22 protein-coding genes and 1 tRNA gene are annotated in these 22,726 nt (G+C 42.0%); 18 read left to right on the plus strand and 5 right to left on the minus strand.

The annotated features are described in order from the left end of the window. Nucleotides 1–124: 124 nt before the first annotated feature. The 14 genes from HUJ22_RS12890 to HUJ22_RS12955 all read left to right on the plus strand — a co-directional run bounded on the left by HUJ22_RS12890 (nucleotide 125) and on the right by HUJ22_RS12955 (nucleotide 14,817). Nucleotides 125–592 (plus strand): hypothetical protein, encoded by a 468-nt coding sequence (locus HUJ22_RS12890; RefSeq protein ID WP_290878109.1) that lies wholly within the window; start codon nucleotides 125–127, stop codon nucleotides 590–592. A gap of 137 nt (nucleotides 593–729) precedes the next feature. Further along, nucleotides 730–1,131, plus strand: a complete 402-nt coding sequence (locus tag HUJ22_RS12895) for a hypothetical protein (protein ID WP_290878110.1) — start codon at nucleotides 730–732, stop codon at nucleotides 1,129–1,131. Nucleotides 1,132–1,214: 83 nt separating this feature from the next. Further along, on the plus strand, nucleotides 1,215–1,658 hold the full coding sequence (locus HUJ22_RS12900; RefSeq protein WP_290878111.1) for a hypothetical protein: 444 nt from the start codon (nucleotides 1,215–1,217) through the stop codon (nucleotides 1,656–1,658). Next, nucleotides 1,659–1,892 (plus strand): hypothetical protein, encoded by a 234-nt coding sequence (locus HUJ22_RS12905; RefSeq protein ID WP_290878112.1) that lies wholly within the window; start codon nucleotides 1,659–1,661, stop codon nucleotides 1,890–1,892. A 341-nt stretch (nucleotides 1,893–2,233) separates the two neighbouring features. Then, a complete protein-coding gene (locus HUJ22_RS12910) occupies nucleotides 2,234–3,301 on the plus strand; it encodes an AAA family ATPase (RefSeq protein ID WP_290878113.1) in 1,068 nt (355 codons plus the stop codon). 35 nt (nucleotides 3,302–3,336) lie between these two features. Further along, entirely contained in the window at nucleotides 3,337–3,792 is a 456-nt protein-coding gene (locus HUJ22_RS12915) for a hypothetical protein (protein WP_290878114.1), read from the plus strand. A 38-nt stretch (nucleotides 3,793–3,830) separates the two neighbouring features. Next, entirely contained in the window at nucleotides 3,831–4,211 is a 381-nt protein-coding gene (locus HUJ22_RS12920) for a hypothetical protein (protein ID WP_290878115.1), read from the plus strand. Next, nucleotides 4,183–4,962, plus strand: a complete 780-nt coding sequence (locus HUJ22_RS12925) for a hypothetical protein (RefSeq protein ID WP_290878116.1) — start codon at nucleotides 4,183–4,185, stop codon at nucleotides 4,960–4,962. The genes HUJ22_RS12920 and HUJ22_RS12925 overlap by 29 nt, the downstream gene beginning before the upstream one ends. A gap of 79 nt (nucleotides 4,963–5,041) precedes the next feature. Beyond that, a complete protein-coding gene (locus tag HUJ22_RS12930) occupies nucleotides 5,042–7,459 on the plus strand; it encodes a type I restriction-modification system subunit M (RefSeq protein WP_290878117.1) in 2,418 nt (805 codons plus the stop codon). After that, nucleotides 7,450–9,240 (plus strand): restriction endonuclease subunit S, encoded by a 1,791-nt coding sequence (locus HUJ22_RS12935; protein WP_290878118.1) that lies wholly within the window; start codon nucleotides 7,450–7,452, stop codon nucleotides 9,238–9,240. Before HUJ22_RS12930 ends, HUJ22_RS12935 begins: the two co-directional genes overlap by 10 nt. A 2-nt stretch (nucleotides 9,241–9,242) precedes the next feature. Further along, nucleotides 9,243–10,166: an endonuclease NucS domain-containing protein gene (locus HUJ22_RS12940; protein WP_290878119.1), complete on the plus strand. Its 924-nt coding sequence runs from the start codon at nucleotides 9,243–9,245 to the stop codon at nucleotides 10,164–10,166. 7 nt (nucleotides 10,167–10,173) lie between these two features. Then, complete coding sequence (locus tag HUJ22_RS12945) at nucleotides 10,174–11,079, plus strand: hypothetical protein (RefSeq protein ID WP_290878120.1); 906 nt, start codon at nucleotides 10,174–10,176, stop codon at nucleotides 11,077–11,079. Further along, nucleotides 11,076–14,120, plus strand: coding sequence for an HsdR family type I site-specific deoxyribonuclease (locus HUJ22_RS12950; RefSeq protein WP_290878121.1), 3,045 nt, complete (start codon nucleotides 11,076–11,078; stop codon nucleotides 14,118–14,120). Before HUJ22_RS12945 ends, HUJ22_RS12950 begins: the two co-directional genes overlap by 4 nt. Further along, nucleotides 14,110–14,817 carry a SprT family zinc-dependent metalloprotease gene (locus HUJ22_RS12955; RefSeq protein ID WP_290878122.1) on the plus strand — a complete coding sequence of 236 codons (708 nt, stop codon included), beginning with the start codon at nucleotides 14,110–14,112 and terminating at the stop codon, nucleotides 14,815–14,817. Before HUJ22_RS12950 ends, HUJ22_RS12955 begins: the two co-directional genes overlap by 11 nt. Before the next feature lie 3 nt (nucleotides 14,818–14,820). Here the strand turns inward: HUJ22_RS12955 and HUJ22_RS12960 are convergent, their stop codons facing one another. After that, on the minus strand, nucleotides 14,821–15,060 hold the full coding sequence (locus HUJ22_RS12960) for a helix-turn-helix transcriptional regulator (RefSeq protein ID WP_290878123.1): 240 nt from the start codon (nucleotides 15,058–15,060) through the stop codon (nucleotides 14,821–14,823). 81 nt (nucleotides 15,061–15,141) lie between these two features. Here HUJ22_RS12960 and HUJ22_RS12965 point away from each other — a divergent pair, with 81 nt between their 5' ends. From HUJ22_RS12965 to HUJ22_RS12975, 3 genes are read left to right on the plus strand one after another with little or no spacing between them, the layout of a single operon-like run. Continuing rightward, nucleotides 15,142–15,393 carry a hypothetical protein gene (locus HUJ22_RS12965; RefSeq protein ID WP_290878124.1) on the plus strand — a complete coding sequence of 84 codons (252 nt, stop codon included), beginning with the start codon at nucleotides 15,142–15,144 and terminating at the stop codon, nucleotides 15,391–15,393. Between the two features lie 13 nt (nucleotides 15,394–15,406). Further along, the gene (locus HUJ22_RS12970; protein WP_290878125.1) at nucleotides 15,407–15,919 is read left to right on the plus strand and encodes a hypothetical protein; all 513 of its coding nucleotides are present in this window, start codon (nucleotides 15,407–15,409) and stop codon (nucleotides 15,917–15,919) included. Nucleotides 15,920–15,925: 6 nt separating this feature from the next. Beyond that, nucleotides 15,926–16,108, plus strand: coding sequence for a hypothetical protein (locus tag HUJ22_RS12975; RefSeq protein ID WP_290878126.1), 183 nt, complete (start codon nucleotides 15,926–15,928; stop codon nucleotides 16,106–16,108). A gap of 208 nt (nucleotides 16,109–16,316) precedes the next feature. Here the strand turns inward: HUJ22_RS12975 and HUJ22_RS12980 are convergent. The 3 genes from HUJ22_RS12980 to HUJ22_RS12990 form a co-directional block, all read right to left on the minus strand. Continuing rightward, nucleotides 16,317–16,389 (minus strand) — tRNA-Phe (locus tag HUJ22_RS12980). A 78-nt stretch (nucleotides 16,390–16,467) separates the two neighbouring features. Further along, complete coding sequence (recJ, locus tag HUJ22_RS12985) at nucleotides 16,468–18,174, minus strand: single-stranded-DNA-specific exonuclease RecJ (protein WP_290878127.1); 1,707 nt, start codon at nucleotides 18,172–18,174, stop codon at nucleotides 16,468–16,470. Between the two features lie 351 nt (nucleotides 18,175–18,525). Beyond that, the gene (locus HUJ22_RS12990; RefSeq protein WP_290878128.1) at nucleotides 18,526–19,374 is read right to left on the minus strand and encodes a hypothetical protein; all 849 of its coding nucleotides are present in this window, start codon (nucleotides 19,372–19,374) and stop codon (nucleotides 18,526–18,528) included. A gap of 326 nt (nucleotides 19,375–19,700) precedes the next feature. Between HUJ22_RS12990 and HUJ22_RS12995 the strand changes: the two genes are divergently transcribed. After that, the gene (locus HUJ22_RS12995) at nucleotides 19,701–20,876 is read left to right on the plus strand and encodes a Glu/Leu/Phe/Val dehydrogenase (RefSeq protein ID WP_290878129.1); all 1,176 of its coding nucleotides are present in this window, start codon (nucleotides 19,701–19,703) and stop codon (nucleotides 20,874–20,876) included. A gap of 246 nt (nucleotides 20,877–21,122) precedes the next feature. On the opposite strand, the gene HUJ22_RS13000 is transcribed toward HUJ22_RS12995, so the two are convergent. Further along, nucleotides 21,123–22,709: a Ppx/GppA phosphatase family protein gene (locus HUJ22_RS13000; protein ID WP_290878130.1), complete on the minus strand. Its 1,587-nt coding sequence runs from the start codon at nucleotides 22,707–22,709 to the stop codon at nucleotides 21,123–21,125. Nucleotides 22,710–22,726 lie beyond the last annotated feature (17 nt).

Here is a 22,726-nt window from a genome sequence, read left to right on the forward strand (position 1 = left end):
GTTTATTTGAACTTCCAAGAACTGTCAATATCCTTAACCAATAATTTTTATGAAATTAGGGAATGAATGATATACATTTATTACAGATGAAATATTCATCATTAATAAGTTAAGGGGTATTCAAATGAAATGGATTGAAAGAATTTATTCAGAAACTGATTTTGGTAAAAGTGTTGCTACCACAATAGCCGGAATAATCGGCCTCATCATATATATTAAATTTAATGATTGGGTTATTGCAGCTTTTTCTTTGATTATATCATTTCCACTGTTCCGTTTAATTGCATCTCATATCCACAAAAAAATTGATAACAAAGAAAAAGAGCGTCAGGAAAAAGAAAAAGCTAAGAACTCATATAAGAAATTGAGTGATATAGAAAAGGAAGTTGTTAAAGCCTTTGTAGAGAATGGAAGTTGTGTGATGACATGGTCTCAGTTTAACCAATCAGATTTACCCTCATCAGGAATCGAATCATTAATTCAAAGAGGAATTTTAAATACTTCAATGACAGCTGACGGTATGAAAGAAACATTTGTTCTTGAGGAATCAGTTTTTGATGCGGCAAATTCACAGCAAAATAAAATTAAGTAATTCCCAAACCGCTGACGCAAGCTTCCCATTGTATCCCTGGGTTGCTTGTATTAAATTTTTAACTGTTAAATAAGTTCATAGTATTTGCGTGTGCTAAATGCTGCACCGTTATACTTCTTATAACGAAGATCAAAATTATGAAGAAAACACATTATACTTTTCTTGGCATGCTAATAACCTCCAGCTTAATCATGATAAGCTGTGGCGCGACGGGAAGTGCAACTCGAATTGGTGAAAACTATTATCCACCTACAAAAGCTGAGGATGTTTCAGTCTATTTTGGAGATGGGCAAATTGAAAAAGAATTTGAAATTATCGGCAGAGTTACTGCAGAAAAAACTGCTGGATGGACTTTTACAAATGTTGATGAGGATAAAGTCATTAAACAATTAAAGAAGGAAGCTGCTTCCATTGGAGCCGATGCAATTATAATCGGAGAAATTAAAGATGGAGGTGTGCCATGGGCAGTCCAGGGGGCCGGAGGAAGTAGCTCACTTAACAAAAAATCTTCAGTAGCAGCAGCCATCAAGTTCAAATAGAAAAAGAGAACTTAGTAGCTTTTAACTTCACTCCCCTTTTATATGATTGTTGAACGGTTCACCATGAAAAATTAGGGCAAGACATGATCTATATATTTGGTATTACCTCAATAATCTTAGGGGTATTTTTGACTAATATCGTTTCCAAAGTGAGGGATAATAACGTTTCGCAATATGTTTCAAAGGGAGATTTAGTTGATCTTCAATTAAATAAGACTAATGAAGAAGATTTACGGGCTAAGTATTCTCCGGGCTGGCTTAACCTCTTAGCACTTTTGCCATTACCCTTGGTCCTTGGTGGTATGGGGGTGATTATTTATAATCTGTGGCAAACTGAAATACTTTGGGTGAAAATTGCTTTGGTATATGGCCTAATAGGTCTTATTTACGCTAACTACCATGTCAAGAATATTGATGTGGGTGCATCTGGTCAGGTTGTTACATTCCTGTCTGTTTCTGTATTATGGCCTCTTGTTGTACTACTGTACATAGGTAAATATTTATGGGATAAAAGAAGCGACAGGTAAATGGAAAAGAATAAAGCAAAACTATTAGCAAGACAGTTCCTCAGTAAAAACATTCAATTAGAGGTCTTATCTGAGACACCGTCAGGAATAAGTATCTATCCGAAAATACAGGAAAATGAATTTTTAGTTAGGTTTACGCTTTTTGCAGAAACCCACGGTTTTGGGGCCGACCAATATGTAGCCGTCTCAAAGAAAGATGGAACCGTTCGCTACGTTGGTTATCATGGTGAATAGTCCTGTCATTCAGTAAAGTATTTAAAGGAAATTTTACTGTAAGGAACCCCATTCTCATCGCTCTTACTAAGTAAGGATTTCAGCATAAAACAGCTTTAAATGACGGAAAAAGAGCTTAGACTAACTAAAGGCATACACAACCTTGTCCGGGGTACTTTGACTTGGGAGGAATCCTGGGAATTATTGAGCGAGGTTATGGAGTCAAAACAATGGATTGAGTACTGGGAAATGGAAATCCTTTGTACAGAATATTTTAGTAAGTAAGGGTGACAAATTCTGTCAGGGGTAGTAATTACATTAGTAAAGAGTAAAAGACACTACCAACCAATTCGGGAGAAATAATGACAGAGCATTCATCGAAATCAAATCAATCAACCATCGGGGATAAACTTAAAGCCCTTTCACAGTCTCATACTTTTGGCCAAAGCCTGCATGTACTGAGAAGAGATCAGATACCCAGTAAATTTTATGTGAACAGTGTGGACCAAGAGAAATGGGAAGAATGGATCGCACAGGTTGAACAAGAATATCAATGGTTGCCGGAGAACCGGATTACATTGATGTATGATCATCCACTATCCTCTGACAAGCGTAGTTACTTCCTTCATTTGGAACACGGAATTACGTTTCGGTTTGATTCTGAGGATGAATGCATTCGAATGTTTTATGATCATGAAAGTAACGCCAAAACCGTAGAACATTTTAAAAAAGAGCTAAAGGGACTCCGTAGAACAGATACTAAGTTTGAGATCGGGTTTTTACAAAGTGATTTGGGATCATTACGCCTCAAGTTTCGGAAATTCACTCCGTATGAAGAAGATCTCACGAAGTTTTTGGCAGATGAGGTGGAGAGCCTTAGAAAAGAGATGATCGCTTCCATTGGTAATAAGAGTGATAGCGGACTTTATCTCCTCCATGGGCAGCCGGGAACGGGAAAAACGTCTTTCATAAAAACGGTGCTGAGTAGAATCAAAAACAAAGCCATCTATATCACCCCAGGATTTGCTGAACATCTTTCATCACCGGATTTGATTGGGGTACTGATGGACCATCCAGGTAGTGTGCTGGTCATTGAGGATGCCGAAACGGTTCTCATGAAACGGCAGGCGGATAACTCCAATGCTGTCTCTAACCTACTGAACCTCACCGATGGTTTCCCGGCCGACTTTCTTAAGTTGAATATTATATGCACCTTCAACACCAACTTAGATGATATTGATCCGGCCCTGCTACGGGAAGGCCGGCTGAAGGGGATACATGAGTTCACCAAACTAACCATTCCACAGGCTCACGAGTTAGCCGGTCACCTCGGAAAAGAAATTGAAATCACTCAGCCTTTGACCTTAGCTGAAGTTTGTAATGCAGGGAGTTTGCAACGGAAGCTGGCGGTGAATGGTATCGGGTTTTAATAAAGAGGAAATCAGGGAAACAAATAAATTTAACTATGAAAGACATTGTATTAGTAGATATGGACAACGTTCTGGTTGATTTTCAATCAGGTATTGATCGCCTTTCGGAAGAAACAAAACTTGAATATGAAGAAAGGCTGGATGAGGTGCCGGGTATATTTAAATTAATGGAACCCATGAAAGATGCTATTGAAACCTACCACTGGCTTGGTGAGAATTTTGATACCTATATACTGTCCACCGCACCTTGGGGAAATCCATCAGCATGGACTGATAAGCTAAATTGGGTAAAACAATATTTGCATGAACCGGCATATAAACGGTTGATCTTAAGTCATCACAAAAATTTGGTAGTGGGAGATTATCTTATTGATGATCGGACCGCCAGAGGAGTGGACAAATTCCAGGGAACACATATTCATTTTGGAACGGATGAGTTCAAAGACTGGATAGCAGTCCGGGAATATTTACAAAAGGAAATCAGTAAGTGAAAGTGATTGATTTTTTTAGAATTGTAGTTTAAGTGTATATGAAAGATAAAAACACAAACGAATCAGAACTAATAGAAGAACTCAAACAGCGGTTTGGGGTAGAATTTGAATACCATGCTCCCAGCAAAGAGGAAGAGCAATTCCTTGAAGAGCGTCAGGAAGTGTATGAACTTTATTGCTGGAATTTTGATGCATTTGTCCAACATTATCAGTTAATTAAAAAATTCGGGCTTGAAGAAAAAGGATTATCTGATTTAGCCTGGAAAATCGTACAGCTATTAGAGCCACCGGAAATTGATGGGCTTAAGAAAACTGAATTTTATAACCGATTCGGGGAGCATAGAATTATTCAAAACGCTCTTATAGAGCGCGAAATAAATAAGGAGACAGATGAGTTTTTCAGATCAATTAAGAGATAGTATCAAGCAGTCAACTTTAGATTATATTGGTGAAGCGGGTATACCGACTGAAAAATATAATGTAGTCGGTTCAGCTGTGATTTTTTCCACTGATGAGGCAAGTAATAAAAATTTTCTTCCAAAAACACTAAATCATATTAATCAACATGATGATTGGAAAAACCGTCTAAGTAAGGTGCACTCTCACTTCGAAGATGGTACCGTTGAAATGGCCTCTTCTAATAGTTCAGATACACTTTTGATGAATATATTTTGTCATCCCAACTTTTTTAAGTGGGGAGGTCCCCAAAAATATCTTGGCTTTGAAAATGCAGAACCAAAGTTTGGCTGGATTCCAAAAGTAGAAGCATCCCCTCGCTATACAGAAGTGGACATGAAACTTGGGAGTACTATTTATGAAGCTAAACTTACTGAACAAGGTTTCAATCAAAAAGAGAAAAAGAGGGTTCTTGAACGATACCCGGGCGTTGAAAATATTTTTGATCTGGATATGCTACAAAATGGGGATCAGTTATTGCACTATCAGTTACTAAGAAATATTTATGTGGCAGAGAAAAAAGGTCTCAACTTCAGGCTTCTTTGTGACTACCGTCGACCTGATTTATTACAAGGCTTATTTCAGACTACTCAGGCAATTGTAGATCATGATCTGAGACAAAGGGTTGGATTTATCACGTGGCAGGAGATTGCCTCCTTTGTAGGTAAGGATTTAAAAGACTTTCTTCGTTTTAAATATGGGATAATTGGATAGTACTACTAAATTCAGTTTTCTTAATTTATGACCCACAAAAATGTTTAAGAACAAATACTAACCAATTTCATCTCTCTAAATGCCTATAAAAAAATCAGACCTCTACGCCTCCATTTGGAAATCTTGTGATGAGCTTCGGGGAGGTATGGATGCTTCGCAGTACAAGGATTATGTGCTTACCATGCTCTTTCTTAAATATGTGTCGGATAAGTATGCCGGTGATCCTGATGCTCTGCTAAGAATTCCCGAAGGTTCTTCTTTTGATGATATGGTGAAGCTGAAGGGGACCTCAAATATTGGTGATGATATTAACAAGAAAATCATAGCGCCAATTGCTGAGGAAAATGGGCTTACCGGGGTGATTGACCAGACTGATTTTAATGATGATGAGAAGCTGGGCTCCGATAAGGAAAAGATCAACCGACTCAGTAACCTGATCGGGATCTTTCAGAATGCTAATCTGGATTTTGGGCAGAATCGCGCCGGGGATGATGACCTACTGGGCGATGCCTACGAATACCTGATGCGTAACTTTGCCACCGAGTCGGGCAAGAGCAAGGGTCAGTTTTATACTCCTGCTGAGGTATCTCGTATTTTGGCAAAGGTGATCGGTGTTGAAAAAGCTGATAGCCCAAAAATGAGTGTCTATGATCCAACTGCTGGATCAGGATCTTTGATTTTAAAAGTAGCCGATGAGGCCCCTATCAATATTTCGCTATTTGGACAAGAAATGGACGTTACAACGTCTGCATTAGCAAAAATGAATTTGGTACTGCACAACCGACCAGAAGATGTTCCTGCTATAAAAAGAGGGAATACATTGGCAAGTCCTATGCATCTCGATAACGGCATGCTCAAACGCTTTGATTTTGTGGTAGCCAATCCGCCGTTCTCCTATAAGGCATGGACCAACGGACTCGATCCGGAGAATGATCCTTATAATCGCTTTGAAGGTTTTGGGATTCCGCCTTCCAAAAATGGAGATTACGCCTTTCTGCTGCATATAGTGAAGTCGCTGAAGAATACGGGGACGGCTGCGGTGATTTTGCCTCATGGTGTGCTTTTCCGGGGTAATGCGGAGGGAACCATCCGTAAGAATCTGATCGAGCGGGGATATATTAAAGGGATTATTGGTCTGCCGGCCAACTTGTTTTATGGAACGGGTATTCCGGCATGTATCCTGGTGCTGGATAAGGAGCAGGCCGGGTCGCGCGAGGGCATTTTTATGATCGATGGCAGCGAAGGCTATCTCAAGGATGGTAATAAGAACCGGCTTCGGGAGCGGGATATTCACAAGATCGTGGATCTGTTTCGCAGTCAGAAGGAAGAGTCCGGCTATTCCCGCTTTGTGCCGAATGAGGAGATCCGCGACAACGAGTACAACCTCAACATCCCCCGTTATATCGACAATAGCAGCGAGGAGGATATTCAGGATATTGAAGGCCATCTGAAGGGCGGTATTCCCGAGCGGGATGTGGAAGGCATGAACCGATTCTGGGAGGTCTATCCCGGAATAAAAGATACGCTGTTTGAGCCGCTCCGAGACGGCTACCTGCAATTGAAGGTGGACAAGGATGCCATCAACGAGACGGTGTTTGCTCACCCGGAGTTTAGCCGTTACAGCACGGAACTCTCGGAGTTGTTTGCCGGATGGAAATCGGCTCACTACGAGTCCATGAAAAACATTGATGAGGACACACGGCCCAAGGAGTTTATTGCGGAGATAGCCGAGGACCTCCTGGACCGCTACCGGGGGAAGGCGCTGATCGATCCCTATGATATTTACCAGCACCTGATGAACTACTGGTTTGAGACCCTGCGCGATGATGTGTACATGATTGTGGAGGATGGCTGGACGGCCACACTGGAGCCGGTGCGCAACAGCAAGGGGAAGATCAAGAAAGGAGAATTTACCTGTGAGCTGATTCCCAAAGAACTGGTGATTGACCGCTATTTTGCCCGGGAGAAAGCAGAGATCGAGGGGCTAAAGCAGACGCAGGAAACGGCGGCTCAAACGATGGAAGAGCTGGAGCAGGAACATGCGGTGGAAGGCGGTCTGCTGGAAGAGGCCCAAAGCGATGCCGGTAACGTCACCAAAGGCGAGCTCACCCGGCGCATGAAAGAGATCAAAGGCGACCCGGATTATGCGGAGGAGTACGAGCTGATGAAGACCTACAAATCCGCCTACGACAAGGAAAAGAAAGCCAAAAAGGCGGTTAAGGAAGCCGAGAAGCAGCTGGATGAGCAGGTTATTGAGAAGTACCCGCAGCTCAGCGAAGACGAAGTGAAAACCCTGGTGGTGGACGATAAATGGCTGCCCACTATAAAAGGACAAATTGACGGCGAAGTGGAAGCGATCTCCCGAAGCCTCACCCAGCGGGTGAACGAGCTGGCCGGGCGGTACAACAAAGCTGTGGTGGAGATTGATGAAGAAGTGAATGAGCTGGAAACCCGTGTACAGTCTCACCTGGAAGCAATGGGGGTTGTATGGAATTGATGACTGAAGAAAAGAAAGATTTTAAGACAACGGACGTTGGGTTGATTCCAGAAGATTGGGAAGTTAACGATCTTGGAAAAACATCCACATTGAAAGCAAGGATTGGTTGGCAGGGTTTAAGAACAGATGAGTATTTAGAAAGTGGTAGTTATTATTTAGTAACTGGAACTGATTTCAAGAATGGTAGAATTGATTGGGATCAATGCTATTTCGTAGATAAAGAAAGGTATGACCAAGATAGGAATATCCAATTAAAGGGAGATGATATTCTAATCACCAAGGATGGTACGATTGGTAAAGTTGCTTTGGTTCGCTCGGTTCCCAAACCAGCAACATTAAACAGTGGGGTTTTTGTAGTTAGACCGAGAAGCAATGAATATATTCCAAAATATCTTTACTACCTGTTTCAAGGCAAAGTATTTAAAAGTTTTCTGAACCAGTTAACCGCAGGTTCTACTATAAATCACTTATATCAAAAAGACTTTGTAAACTTTAAATACCCTACTCCTCCAGCCTTAGCCGAACAACAAACCATTGCCTCGGCCCTCAGCGATATGGATGAGCTGATCCGCTCCCTTGACGGGCTGATCCAAAAAAAGCAGGCCATCAAAAAAGGCACCATGCAGCAGCTCCTTACCGGTAAAAAACGCCTGCCCGTGTTTGATGGGGAGTGGGAGGTGAAGAAGTTGGGGGATGTGCTTTCTGTTCAACATGGTAAATCACAAAAACAGGTAGAATCGAAAGATGGTGAATATCCTATATTTGCTACGGGCGGACAAATTGGTAAGGCAAACGAATATCTTTATGATAAACCATCAGTACTGATCGGAAGAAAGGGTACAATTGATCGGCCACAATACATTGATAAGCCATTTTGGACCATAGATACTTTGTTTTATACAGATATTAAAAATAATGCTATCGCTAAGTTTCTGTACTATAAATTTCTACTAATTGATTGGAGATCTTACAATGAAGCTTCAGGTGTGCCAAGCTTAAACAGCTCAACAATAGAAAATATTGAAATCAATCTTCCCTCTGAACTTGATGAGCAAAAAGCCATAGTTGATATTTTAGATGATATGGATCGGGTGCTCCAAACCCTCCGCCGAAAGCGGGAGAAGTACGTGCAGATAAAGCAGGGCATGATGCAGGAGTTGTTGACGGGGAAAACGAGGTTGGTGAAACCAATAAGCGAACCAATTCAGACAGCACAACCTAAAAGGAAACGAAGCTGGGCGTTTGAAGAGGCGGTAATTATATCAACACTCATTGATCGGTTTAATAAAGGAACCTTTTTTTTAAGTCGTTTCCGATATGTTAAGTACTCGTATTTGCTTAAGCGATATAATGAGATGGAAGTTACGAACTACATGAAGAAAGCAGCGGGGCCATATAACCCTCAAACCCGATATGGTGGTCCGGAAAGAATAGCAAAAGATAAAAACTATATTATCCCTGCTACTTCAGGAAAATTTAAAGGCTTTAAGCCCGGAGTTAATATTGAAGAAGCTACCGATTATTTCAAAGATTGGTTTGGTACTGAAATCTTGGATTGGCTTGAACAATTCCGTTTTGCAAAAAATGATGAGCTTGAACTTATAACGACAGTGGATCTTGCTATACAGGATCTGAATGAATCAGGCACACCGGTATCATTAATGACTGTAAAAAGATTAATTAGTGATCACGAAGAGTGGCGGCCTAAATTAAAGCGTAAAGTATTTTCAGATGAACAGATTGAATATGCTATGGATAAGGTAAACGAACTTTTTGACTGAATATGAAACAGTATCGAAGACTAATGCTGGGGGCAGGCAGTGAACACGCCGAAGAGTGTTACAAAGGCAATTTCATTGGCTTAGACTATGATATGAATTTAGATTTGTCTCCTTACCTATATGATGACTGGAGGAAGTTCAATAAGGAAATGAGACCGGTATTTCTTGAATCTCATCCAGATAAAAGTAAAATAGCAGCCGGGCTCGCCTGTGGAGCATTATGGGTAGTGAGTAAGGGATTAGATAAAGGAGATATTTTGTTATGCCCCGACGGAGATCGTAATTATTATGTAGCTGAGGTTGATTCTGAGTACTACTATCAGGAAGGAGAAATCCTGCCACATCGAAGAAGTGTAAGTTGGCTTCCGGTAGTTATAGAGCGCTCAGCTATGAGTGAAGCATTTCAAAAATCAACAGTGAGTGGGGTTATCGTTGATGTAGCACAATATGCAGATGAGATTGAACAAATGATTGGTGGTAAAAGGCCCCCAAAAATCATTTCAGCCGATGAGACCATTGAAAATCCCTCTGTATTTGCTTTAGAAGAACACTTGGAACACTTTTTAGTTGAAAATTGGGAGAACACTCCCCTTGGGAAGAATTATGATATCTATAAGGAAGATGGAGAGATCATCGGCAAGCAATTTCCTACCGATACGGGGCCTTTAGATATACTTGCAATAAGCAAAGATAAAGAGACGCTTCTTGTAGTTGAACTAAAAAAAGGTCGTGCAAGCGACTATGTTGTTGGGCAGATTCAACGATATATGGGATATGTGAAAGAGGAGTTGGCTGAAACTGATCAAGAGGTTAAAGGTGTGATCATTGCTCTGGAAGATGACATTAGAATTAAGAGAGCGCTATCCGTGACAACTGGGATCAGTTTCTTTAGGTATAAAGTAAGTTTTGAGTTAATTGAGGGGTGATATTAGTGTGAAAGTGTGGAGACTAAATATAAAACCGGCATCAAAGAACATAGATCCAAGAAAATTTTGCCTTCAGCAAAATATAATGGGTGTAGGGTGGCCAATTGATACTAAAGCAAAAAAAATAGAATGGGATGAATACTATAAAAAAGCTAAAAAATTTTATAAAGAGGAAAGAAACGACAATGGTTGGTGGCGAGCATTAAATGCAATTAAAAACAGAATAAAAGCAGATGATTTATGCTGGACTCGTGATTTAAATGGTAATTATTATATAGGAAGAGTTCTGGATAATGAATGGAGATACTCAAACGACCAAGTAAATAAACAAGCAGACATTGTTAATTACCGAAATTGTAGATGGTATAAAGTGGGTGAAGTAGATTCCGTACCTGGTAAAGTGGTAAATCGGTTTATTAGAGGAGGAACGATTGAACGTGTAAAAGGGGAAACCATTCGAGAGTTCTCAAAATATTTATACAACTCAATAAGTTGTGAGCCCCATTACCAGATCAAGCAAGTTGAAACAGATTTCTATTCTTTGATACATTCAGATGACTGCGAGGATATTGTAGGCATGTATTTGCAGAATAAAGGTTATCATATTATTCCAAGTTCTTGCAAAAAAAGTACGGTTAACTATGAATTTATATTAAAGCACAATTTAGATGGCCACAAAGGGGTAGCTCAAGTTAAGAAAGGTGAGGTTGACCTATATTTTGATAATTATACAGAGTTGAATAGCAAAGTATATTTATTCACCACAAGAGGAAAGTATATAGGTAAACCAACTGCAGAAATAACCGTTATTCAAGAACATGAGATACAGAGTTTCATAGATGACAACTTTGACATAATGCCTGATAAAGTTCAGACATGGATGCGAATTTATAATCAGTTAAATAATATATGACTGACATAGGCCAAATAGAACGAAACACCCAAAACCGGATCGTCAAGCTATTTGCTGACCGGCTGGGATATGAATACCTGGGAGACTGGCAAGACCGGGAAGGAAATACCAATATAGAAGAAGACCTGCTTCGGGCCTTCCTGAAAAAACAAGGATACAAACAAAAGGTCATTGATAAAGCCGTTCATGAACTGACGAAGGCAGCAGGTGTCCAAACGGAAGAACTGTACGATAGCAATAAAGCCGTCTATAACATGCTTCGCTATGGGGTGAGTGTGAAGGCAGAAGTAGGTAAAAACAGTGAAACCGTTCATTTTATAGATTGGAAAAATTCAGATAACAATCAGTTTGCAGTTGCCGAGGAAGTCACCGTACGCGGACTCAACGACAAACGCCCGGATGTAGTGCTGTACATAAACGGAATTGCCGTTGGGGTGATAGAGCTTAAACGATCCAAGGTAGCCGTTGAGAAAGGCATTTATCAAAACCTGGACAATCAGCGAGACGATTTCATAAAGCCGTTCTATAACACAATGCAGTTGGTGATGGCTGGGAACGACTCAGCCGGACTACGCTACGGAACCACAAAAACCCCAGCCAAATACTACCTGACCTGGAAGGAAAAGACCGATGAAGAATTTGAGTACATACTCGACAAGCATGTGGTTCAGCTATGTGAAAAAGATCGCCTGCTGGAGATCATGCACGACTTCATACTCTTTGATGGCGGAAACAAAATTGTCTGCCGCCCCCATCAGTATTTTGGGGTAAAGGCGGCGCAATCAAATATCAGAAACCACGAAGATGGTATAATCTGGCATACGCAGGGAAGTGGGAAAAGTCTGACCATGGTATGGATGGCACAGTGGATTCGTGAGAATGTGACGGACTCCAGAGTAGTCGTGATTACCGACCGCACCGAGCTCGACAAACAAATTACCCGCGTGTTCAATGACGCTGAAGAACCGATGGAACGAGCCACCTCCGGCGCGGATCTGATTGACAAGCTCAACAAGCACGAAATTCCTCTCATCTCCTCTTTAGTACACAAGTTTGGAACCCGTGAGGAAAGTGAAATGGATGAGTACCTGAAAGACATTCAAAAGCATCTGCCCAAGAATTTCAAAGCCAAGGGCGATATCTACGTGTTTGTGGATGAATGTCACCGCACCCAATCCGGCAAGCTTCATAAGGCCATGAAAGCTATTCTGCCCGATGCCATGTTTGTTGGATTTACGGGAACACCCCTGCTCAAAAAAGACAAAGCCACCAGCCTTGAAACTTTTGGCCCTTTCATTCATACCTACAAATTTGATGAAGCCGTAGCCGATAAAGTCGTATTGGATCTGCGCTACGAAGCCCGGGATATTGATCAGCAAATTACCGATCAAGAAAGCATCGACGAATGGTTTGATGCCAAAACAAGGGGCCTGAATGATCTGGCCAAGATCGAGCTGAAGAAACGCTGGGGAACCATGAAACAGGTGCTCAGTTCCCGGGACCGGTTGGAGAAGATCGCTACCGATATATTCAAAGATTTTCAAACCCAACCTCGACTGGACAGCGGAGAAGGTAATGCCATGCTGGTCGCTTCTTCGGTACTGGAAGCCTGTAAGTTCTACGAGATCTTTCAGGAGTTCGATACCATGAAAGGGCATTGTGCGGTTGTAACGTCTTTTCAACCTAATGCTAACGACATTAAAGGAGAAGAAACCGGCGCCGGAGAAACCGAAGAGCAGATGAAGTACCGCATCTATACTGAGATGCTGGACGGCAAAACCACCGAAGAATTTGAAGAAGAAGCCAAGCGTAAGTTCATCAACGAACCGGCGCGGATGAAACTGCTCATTGTAGTAGATAAGCTGCTCACCGGCTTTGATGCTCCTCCGGCATCCTACTTGTACATTGACAAGTCGATGCAGGAACACGGGCTGTTTCAGGCCATCTGTCGGGTAAACCGTCTCGATGATGAAAGCAAGGAATACGGATACATCGTTGACTATAAGGATCTGTTCAAAAGCCTCGAAGAATCCATTGATACCTATACCAGCGGAGCTTTTGAAGGATACGATAAGAAAGATGTGGACGGGCTGCTCAAGGATCGGTTTGAACAAGCTAAGGAGCGCCTTGATGATAATCTGGATAAGGTAGTTGCGCTCTGCGAACCGGTTCACCCCAGAACCCAGAAGGAGTTCTTTAAATTCTTCGGCACTGAAACGGCCGGTAAGACCGAAGATCAGATCAAAGCCGATGAGGAAAGACGAGTCAGCTTCTATAAAATGGTGTCTTCGTTAGTACGCGCCTATGCCGATATCGCTAACGAAATGGCAAAGGCCGGTTATAGCGAGGAAGAAGCCAAGGACATCAAGTACCAGGTCAAGTTCTACTCCGACCTGAAGGAAGATGTGAAGCAAGCGAGCGGCGATTACATTGACCTGAAAATGTACGAGCCGGGTATGCGGAACCTGATCGATCGGTATATCGATGCATCCCACAGCCGAAAAGTATCGTCACTGGATGATTACACGCTGGTGGATCTCATCGTAAATAAAGGCCTTTCTTCTCTGGATGATGTGCTTTCAGAAAATATCAAAAAAGATGAAGAAGCCGTAGCCGAGACCATCGAGAATAACATCCGCAAAGTGATCATTGAAGAAAGGCCAGGGAATCCAAAATACTTTGAGAAGATGTCGGAGTTGCTGGAAGAATTGATCGAGCAAAGAAAGAAAGCCGCTTCCGAATACGCTAAATACCTTGAAAAGTTGGCTGAACTTGCCCGTAAAGTGAAGCGAGTGGAAGGACAAGACCGGTATCCGGCTAAGGTGCAGTCAAATGGACAAAAGGCTCTGTATGATAACCTCGATAACAATGAAGAACTGACGCTCACTATTGACGAGACGATCAAGTACACGGCTAAAGACGGGTGGCGAGAGAACAAAATTAAAGAACGTCAGGTAGAAAATGCTGTCAAAAGACATTTACCCGATGGTGTGAATTTGAGTTTAGTGATGGAGGTTGTAAAGAATCAGCGTGAATACTGAACATTACCATATTGAAGTCTCCGGTATTGATGTGGATGTGGTCCAGAAAGACATCAAGAACATCCACCTTGCGGTCTATCCGCCTACCGGCAGAGTACGCCTTTCATCTCCAGCCACCATGCAAAGGGAATCCTTGCGACTGTTTATTATCTCCAAGCTGGGCTGGATCAAAAAGCACATCCGAAACATGAACTCCCAAATCCGTGAGCCGGAACGGGAGTATATTCAGGGGGAAAGTCACTGGGTAGAAGGACAACGCTACCTGCTCAACATTATCGAGAAAGAAGCCCCGCCTAAAGTAGAAATACGGAATAAGAAATACCTCGATCTGTACATCCGGCCGGGAAATGATAAAGCCAAGAGAGAAGAAGTGATGCGGGAGTGGTACCGGGACCGGCTAAAAGATCAAATCCCTGAACTCGTGGTCGAGTGGGAAAACAAGCTTGGTGTTAAAATTGAAGAATGGGGCGTCAAACTCATGAAAACCAAGTGGGGCTCCTGCAACATCGAAGACCGGCGCATCTGGCTAAACCTGGAGCTTGCTAAGAAGTCCAAGCACTGCCTTGAATATGTTATCCTCCACGAAATGGTTCACCTCAAAGAACGCCACCACAATGACAGGTTTAAAGCTCTTTTGGATAAGCACATGCCGGGTTGGCAAAGTGTAAGAGAGGAGTTGAATGAGGTGGTTTATTAGTTTTTAACTGTGAGACTTTTCTTCAAACTTGGCTGCTAATTCAGAAACTTTAATCCCAAATGCCTCAGCAAATCTCACAACAGTTTTAAACTGGATAGCCCTCTCCCCGTTCTCGACCTTCGATATATAAGACCGTTCAAAATCCCCTAATTCAGCAAGCTTCTCTTGTGAAAGATTCCGGGACAAACGTAGTTCCCGGATCACGCTGCCCAATACTTTTTCTATGTCCCTTTCTTTTGCCATCTGTTGACTAAGTAAAGGGAATGTGTTTAATTGGGCTACGCCCAAAGTGTCACAATTTATGAATACCAAAGAATCCTTGTTATGAAAAAATCACTGCTTATACCAATAATTATGGCCGGGTTCCTTGTCTCTTGTACAACAACCCAAAAAATTCAACGCCCTGATGGCTCTACTGAATACTTGATTGCCTGTGGGGCATCGACGGGTTTTAATGTATGTTACAACAAAGCTAATAAGATATGTCCCTCAGGGTATGAGACACTTGAAGAGAAAAGCGGCTTTAACCGGAAAGAAATAAGGATCAATTGTCCAAGCCAAAATAATGATGAATAGAGTTAAGCTGAGTATGATTAAATTTAAATCAACGCTTTTATTAGTAATCATATGTATTGCTTTTCAAACCGAGTCCTTCAGCCAATCTTTTAGTACAGGTTTAGAAACTAATGACTGCATGGGTAGTGTCGTGTATTACTCAATAGTAACATCTGATTCTGATGGTTGGGGGTTTGACGAATCAAAAGTCAAAAGTATTACCAGAGAAATGCTTTTTGAAAACGACCTACTGCCTCAAGAATATTCAAGCAATAGAAGACCGGATAACTGTCATCCGCTATTTGATCCAGGTATGTTGCGAGTACATATATTTACTACCTTCGACGTTTTTAGTATGTCCGTCTTGTTTTATCGCAATAACTATTTTCGAGTTACTGATTCAGAATGGTTAAGTAAGTTTGCACCAATATGGGGAGCGCCGGTGTTGGGGAAAGAGAGAAATAAGAACCCAGATAAAATTTATGATACCCTAAGAAGCCAACTCTCTCACTTCATTGATCAATATAAAAAGTCGAATAACCTGTAAAAAAGTATGAAAGCAGCGACAACGATCTTCTTTATCATTTGCTATGCTCTTCTGTATAATTTATTTGTGCAATCCGAAGGAGACTATTTGACCAATGCTGAGTGGTTAGTGATGTTAGTAGTTACTTTCGGTTTATTATATCTGTGGGCGATTTCAATGAAGAAAATTGGTGAATCTGAGAAAGAATAATACTTCTTTATATAACTCCATTGCTTATCAGAGAAATCCTGAGAATATTATAGTGGATTCTGGAAATACGAGAATTGACATAAAGTAGGGCATTACAGCTATCAACTGTAACGGAGCTGTAACCGATGAAATTTATATTTCTTAAATCAAGAAAATAAAAAAGCCTTATGTCGTTTTAAATTATTGCGACACAAGGCTTTATAAAAGGTGGGACCGGGCGGATTTGAACCGCCGACACACGGATTTTCAGTCCGTTGCTCTACCGACTGAGCTACAGTCCCTTTCACAAGGACGGCAAAGATAAAGGGTTTATTATCTACATACAATATTGAATTCAATATTGAGCAAAAAAGACAGGCTTAGTCTGAGATGTGAACGTCTTTCAATCGCAATTGAAGAGTGCGGCGGCCGTTCCAGTTATTTTCTTCCAGCACGTAGGCAATTTTAAATGGATTTCCATTTCGCACGCCGGGGAGGTATTCATGCATATTAAACCCGATGGTATCGAACACTCCTGACTTCTCCTGTTTTATGCGCATTTTTAAATGGCCATTTCCCACAATCGTAGGTTCGCCCACTACCTTCACGCCCTCACTTACAAAAATCGGGCGTAAATTGCCGGGGCCAAAGGGTTCAAATTGGCTCAATAATTTCCAGAATTTCATATCCACTTCGCTAAGATCAAGCTTGGCATCAATGGTAAGCTCGGGCTCAAAAGAATTTTCGGAAAGATCGGTAAAAGCCAGTTCATTCATTCGGCGGCGAAATTCCGAGAGGTTCTTTTCCGACAACGTAAGTCCGGCAGCAAATTCATGTCCTCCAAATTGCTCTAGCAAATCTTCGCACTTTTTAATGGCATTATAAATGTTGAACCCCTTAATACTTCGTGCCGAGCCCTTCACTTTCCCATCCACATTGCTCAACATAATAGCCGGCCGGTGGTATAAATCCACTAAACGGGAAGCTACAATCCCGATCACCCCAAGATGCCAATCTTCCGCATATAGCACGATGGTGGAAGTTTCATCCATATCAAAGTCTTTGTCGATTTGCTCCATCGCCTCTTTCATGGTTTTGGAATCTGTATCGCGCCGGCGCAGGTTGATGGACTCTAATTCATAGGCATGAGCTTTTGCTTCCGCCTCCGTTTCCGAAATCATGAGCTTAACGGCGGTACTTGCATCACCCATTCTGCCGGCCGCATTTATCCTCGGACCAATAGAGAACACAATTTTTGAAGTATTTACCTCGTCTTTGGAAACTTTGATCAGATCAAGAAGTGCTTTAATTCCCACACGCGGACTTTTCTGGATCATATTCAAACCGGCCTTCATCAGTACCCGGTTTTCATCAATGATGGGCACAATGTCAGAAGCAATGGAGATGGCCACCAAATCCAGGAATTTATAAGCAACGGACCGAGGCAGTCCAAGTTTTTCTATGGTTCCCTGTATAAGTTTGAAGCCTACTCCGGCCCCGGAAAGTCCGTCAAAGGGATACTTGCAATCCGGTCTTTTGGGATCCAAAACCGCGACAGCATCCGGGATTTCATCACCGACGGTATGGTGATCACAAATAATAAGGTCAATCCCCTTCTCTTTAGCTGATTTAGCTTCTTCAATAGCCGTTATTCCGCAATCTACCGAAACAATCAGGGAGGCGTTAATTTCTTCGGCATATTTAATGCCATCCGGATTAATTCCATATCCTTCTTTAAAACGATGGGGAATGTAGTAGTCTGCATCTACCCCAAATTCTTTCAAGAAGGTATAAATACAAGATGTAGCTGTAGTTCCGTCAACGTCGTAATCGCCGTAAACGAGAACTTTTTCACTTTTGCGGATCGCCAGGGCCAAGCGTTCGGCACCGGCTTCCATGTCCTTCATTAAAAAAGGATCGTGGAGGTTATCTATCTTTGGTCTGAAAAAGTATTTTGCATCATCGTATGTTTCTATGCCGCGTATAGCCAGTAATCGGGCTATTTTGTCCGGAATTCCAAGCTTGTCCCCTAATTTGAGAACGTACTTTTCCTGTTCCGGCTGCGCGTATACCCAGCGGAATGACATGATTGTTTTGTGCTTTATTTTTATTCATAGAGGCTGATCGACGGTCAAGCCGGTACGCCAACGCTAAATGCGTTTTCATTACTTATAAAATACTATTTAACAGGAGAAAATCAGCATACTGTTTTCGGAAGCATTAGCTGAATGATTCAGCCGTCAAGCTCAGTCTGATTTTACCTAACCCTTTTCTCTTAGTAAGAGCGATTTCACAGCAACTCCTTACAAAAATATATTTTCGCACTTTTTCCGTTCAGTATCTGATAACAATGAATGTAAAATTTAGTCCCGTGAGAGGACCTTTAAAGATACTCAGTAAAAAAGGCGATGCTTATTTCTGCGGTAAATAAGGACTAATTAATTACGCCCTGTTCTTGCAGATTTTTTGCTAATGCTGAATGAACTGTTTTGCAGGAGATCATCATATCCGTCGCCGTCATCATCCGGATCGATAGGATCAATCTGAAGATCTACATGCACCTTTCCTTCAGTAAATAAGAGAGTAACTGTTGCATTCTTCATCAGGTCCGGGCGGGCATCACCATCAAGATCGCCGGTGTCGGAGAGAGAACTTAAATTATACGTCCATTTGTAGATATCAGAGGCTTGATTCTTTGCGGCACCTTCATTCCACTCCATCGTTTCAATTTCCTTTTTAACGGATGCGGAACTGCGACCGGTTCTCGCACTGCGTTTACTAATGCTGTAAGTAGCTGATTCAATTGCATCCGAGAAACCATTTCCATCATCCGGGTCATTAAAATCAACAGAAACCGAGGGTGGTGAGTTGTAGGAAAGGGAAAGATCGAGGCTGCTGCGAAAGGTAACAGGAAGTCGGCTGCCAAATTCAAAACGGGGACCAATACCAAAAAAGAAGGAGCTCCATTTTTCACCGTAACCGGACACGGAAGTATAATCTTCAAAACCCGTCGCATACTGTTGGGCGTCAAATGAAGGATTATAGGACAGCAGGCCTGCGTTTAACCCAACACCAAACTTCCCGGGCATATAGTTGAAACCAAGCTCCGGCTGAAAAGCAGAGTTCGCGTTAGAATCACCAATGAGCCCGCCCCCAAAATTGAGACCCACTGTGAAAGGGTATAGATTTTGTTGCGCATGGCTCTGAATCGATATTACACTGAACATCAATATAATCGATACGGATACAGTGATCTGACGAATTGAAGGTTCCTTGAAAATTTTCATTGGATAAATATTTGATTGAGCAGCCCGAATATTCCCCGGCTAAAGTAATTATGAGACAAGGATTAACCACATTCATCATAAAAAGACAATTTTATCGTTTTGGCCAAATAATTATGGCCTTTATTACACTTGATTAGCTGTGAGACTGTTTTTCATTTACATGGAAGAATACCCGAATTTATCTATCACTATTAACAAGCGAGGAAGCCGAAACTTATATGAGTAAAGTAATTTTGAAGTCATAGGTTGAGAACCATGAAATAAATCAAGACCTTTGGAAGCGGTTCCAATTAAATTATCTCCCTGAAAATTAGCTATATTTGAACATGACAGAAGCACCCGTAAAAGAATCCAAAAAATTGATTACAAAAAACTCAAACTTCCCCCTTTTTGACGAACTGGCTGATAAAGAACACGAACAAGTTGTTATCTGCTCTGACCCCGAAACCGGGTTAAAAGCCATCATCGCTATTCACAACACAACATTAGGCCCGGCTCTTGGCGGTACCCGCATGTGGAATTATGAATCTGAAGAAGCTGCCATGAAAGATGTGCTTCGCCTTTCCCGGGGTATGACTTACAAGTCTGCTATTTCCGGATTGAATTTAGGCGGAGGCAAAGCAGTGATCATTGGGGATCCTCATACTGAGAAAACGGAAGCTTTATTTCGCGCATTTGGGCGTTTTGTAGACGGATTGGGCGGGCGCTATATCACCGCTGAAGACGTTGGGATGACCGAGAAAGAAATGGAGTGGATTTATTCTGAAACCAAGTACGTAACCGGCATCCCAAAAGCATTAGGTGGAAGCGGAAACCCTTCTCCTGTAACAGCTTATGGAGTGTACATGGGTGTGAAAGCCTGTGCCAAAAAAGCTTATGGAAGTGATTCCCTTGAAGGCAAGAAAATTGCCCTTCAAGGCGCAGGGAATGTAGCTTCTTATTTCGCACGTCATGCTGCCAAAGAAGATGCTAAATTATTTATCTGCGATATTTACGGAGAAAAAGCCAAGACGCTGGCTAAAGAAGTAGGTGCCGAAGTAGTTGACCCGGATTCCATTTACGGGTTGGATGTGGATATTTACACACCCTGTGCCTTAGGCGGAGTAATTAATGATGATACCATAGATCAGTTTAAATGCGATATCATTGCCGGCGGTGCCAATAATGTATTGGATGAGGAAGATAAACACGGGCAGATGTTGCTGGATAAAGGCATCATCTATGCGCCGGACTATGTTATCAATGCAGGTGGGATCATCAATATTGCCAGCGAATTGGAAGGGTACAACGAAGAACGCGCCCTCCAGAATGCCGGAAATATTTATAACACCATTACTGATATTCTGAATTATTCTGATGAACATGGAATCCCGGCTCATAAAGCCTCTAATGCATTAGCTGAAAAACGCATTGAAACCATCGGAAATATCAAAAATAAATACTCTTCCAAAGCCAATGTTTCCGGAAGATTAGGTGAAGTATATAAGCGGTTTATTGATTGATTTATCTTAATTAAGATCGTTGAAAAAGGGACGTATAAACTGCGTCCCTTTTTTTGTTATTGAGCCTTGACCGCTTCAGCCCTCATCTTTGTTTTCTTTCCCGGGAGAGGAAGACACTCTGGTGAATTAGGATATAGCTTAAAGGATATCGCCAATGGCTAAAATCTATATTTCAACACAAAAACCAATCAAAAAGCTTCCCCGCTCGAGGAGTGGATCAACATGGCCAAGGCCACAAAACCTCAACTAAGAATAGGCCGATTCAATAACTCGCTCGATCTTCAACTTCTTCCCCGTCACTTCCTTAAATAATTGCGATTTTCGTTCCGCTCCCCAGATCTCCAAATGAGGCTCCCCCTCAGTTCGTATGTTGATCTTGATTTCGTTCTCTCCCGATTGAACCTGAAGATCTTTTACATTTTGATAATGACTTCGATCCAGTCCGTCTGCTATCCGTAAAATCCCGGAAAGCTTTTTAATTCGTTTCCTTATCTCAGGTGACATCTTCCAATACTCTCCATGCCTTTTCTTGGGGGTTGAGCGTCGGTGATAGCGGGCTACATTAGCTATAATCTCAATCTCATGCTCCTTAAACCCTTTCAGGTCAGAATGCCGGATGATATAGAGGGCATGTTTATGGTGTTTGGCATGAGAAATATAATAGCCGATATCATGAAGATAAGCTGCGTATTCCAAAAGCTCCCGATCGCCTTCCGGTAATTCCAGCTCATCCTCCAAGGCGTCAAAAATAGTGAGTGCCATATTAGCAACATGTCGTGAGTGATTCTCATGCCAGTCAGTTTTTCGAAGCAATTCAAACACACTGCGCCGGCGAGGGTCAGCAAAAGCACCGGTCCAGGGGAGTCCGATCATCTCTTTTTTCAGGTAACGGATTACAATCCCTTCTCTAAGCGCTTGAGATGATATTTTGATGGACTTAATTCCGAATTTCCGAATCAGAAAATTAACCAGAACCACTCCAGTATTTATAAACCCGATGCGTTTGGTATCAAGCCCGGTTACTTTTTTGCGTTGTTTTTTATCGAGCGTGATGAAATATTCATAGAAGTTTTTGAAATCTTCGGCCGTAAATTCCATCTCGTTCAGGGTTACATCCACCGATTTACCTTTTTGGGCGGCGATCATCTGGGCAATGTTTTCCATGGTTCCTGAAGACCCTATGATGGTATCAGTGCGGTGCTGAGCAAAAGCCTGGGCTACATCCCGGAGCTGTTCCTCGTAATGAGATTCCAGCTTTTTGATATCTTCAGGGGTGATGGGATCGGCCGGCTTAAAGATTTCTGTCATTCGGGAAACCCCGATTTTTTTACTGGCTGTGTAAAAGAATTTTTCTTCATTCCCCAAAATAAATTCTACACTTCCTCCACCAATATCTGCAACTAAAACCGGTTTCCCCGTTAATCTCACCCCATGACGAACCGCCAGGCCAATTAATTCGGCCTCTACTCTTCCGGGAATGGCTAGCATCTTAATACCCACTTCATCAATGCTTCTTTGAATGAACTCACCACCGTTTTCTGCTTCGCGGATGGCAGAGGTTGCATAGGCCAGAATTTTCTCACATTCATAACTGTCAGCCAACCGTTTGATGTTTTTAAGAGCCGAAAGACCGCGTTTGAAAGCACCGTCGGAAAGCCGCTTCCCCATCCCTCCTTTGGCAAGTTGTACCATTTCTTTGAGTTTGTCGAGCGTGCGAAAGCTACCGTCGGAATAGATATCCACAATGATGGCGTGAAAAGAGTTCGTACCGATATCAATAGCGGCAATGCGTTTAATGGGAACAACTTGATTGTTATTGCTGCTGATGATCACGGTAGATAAATATCTTT

Origin of the sequence: Gracilimonas sp. (assembly GCF_014762685.1) — a bacterium.
Taxonomy (GTDB): Bacteria; Bacteroidota; Rhodothermia; order Balneolales; family Balneolaceae; genus Gracilimonas.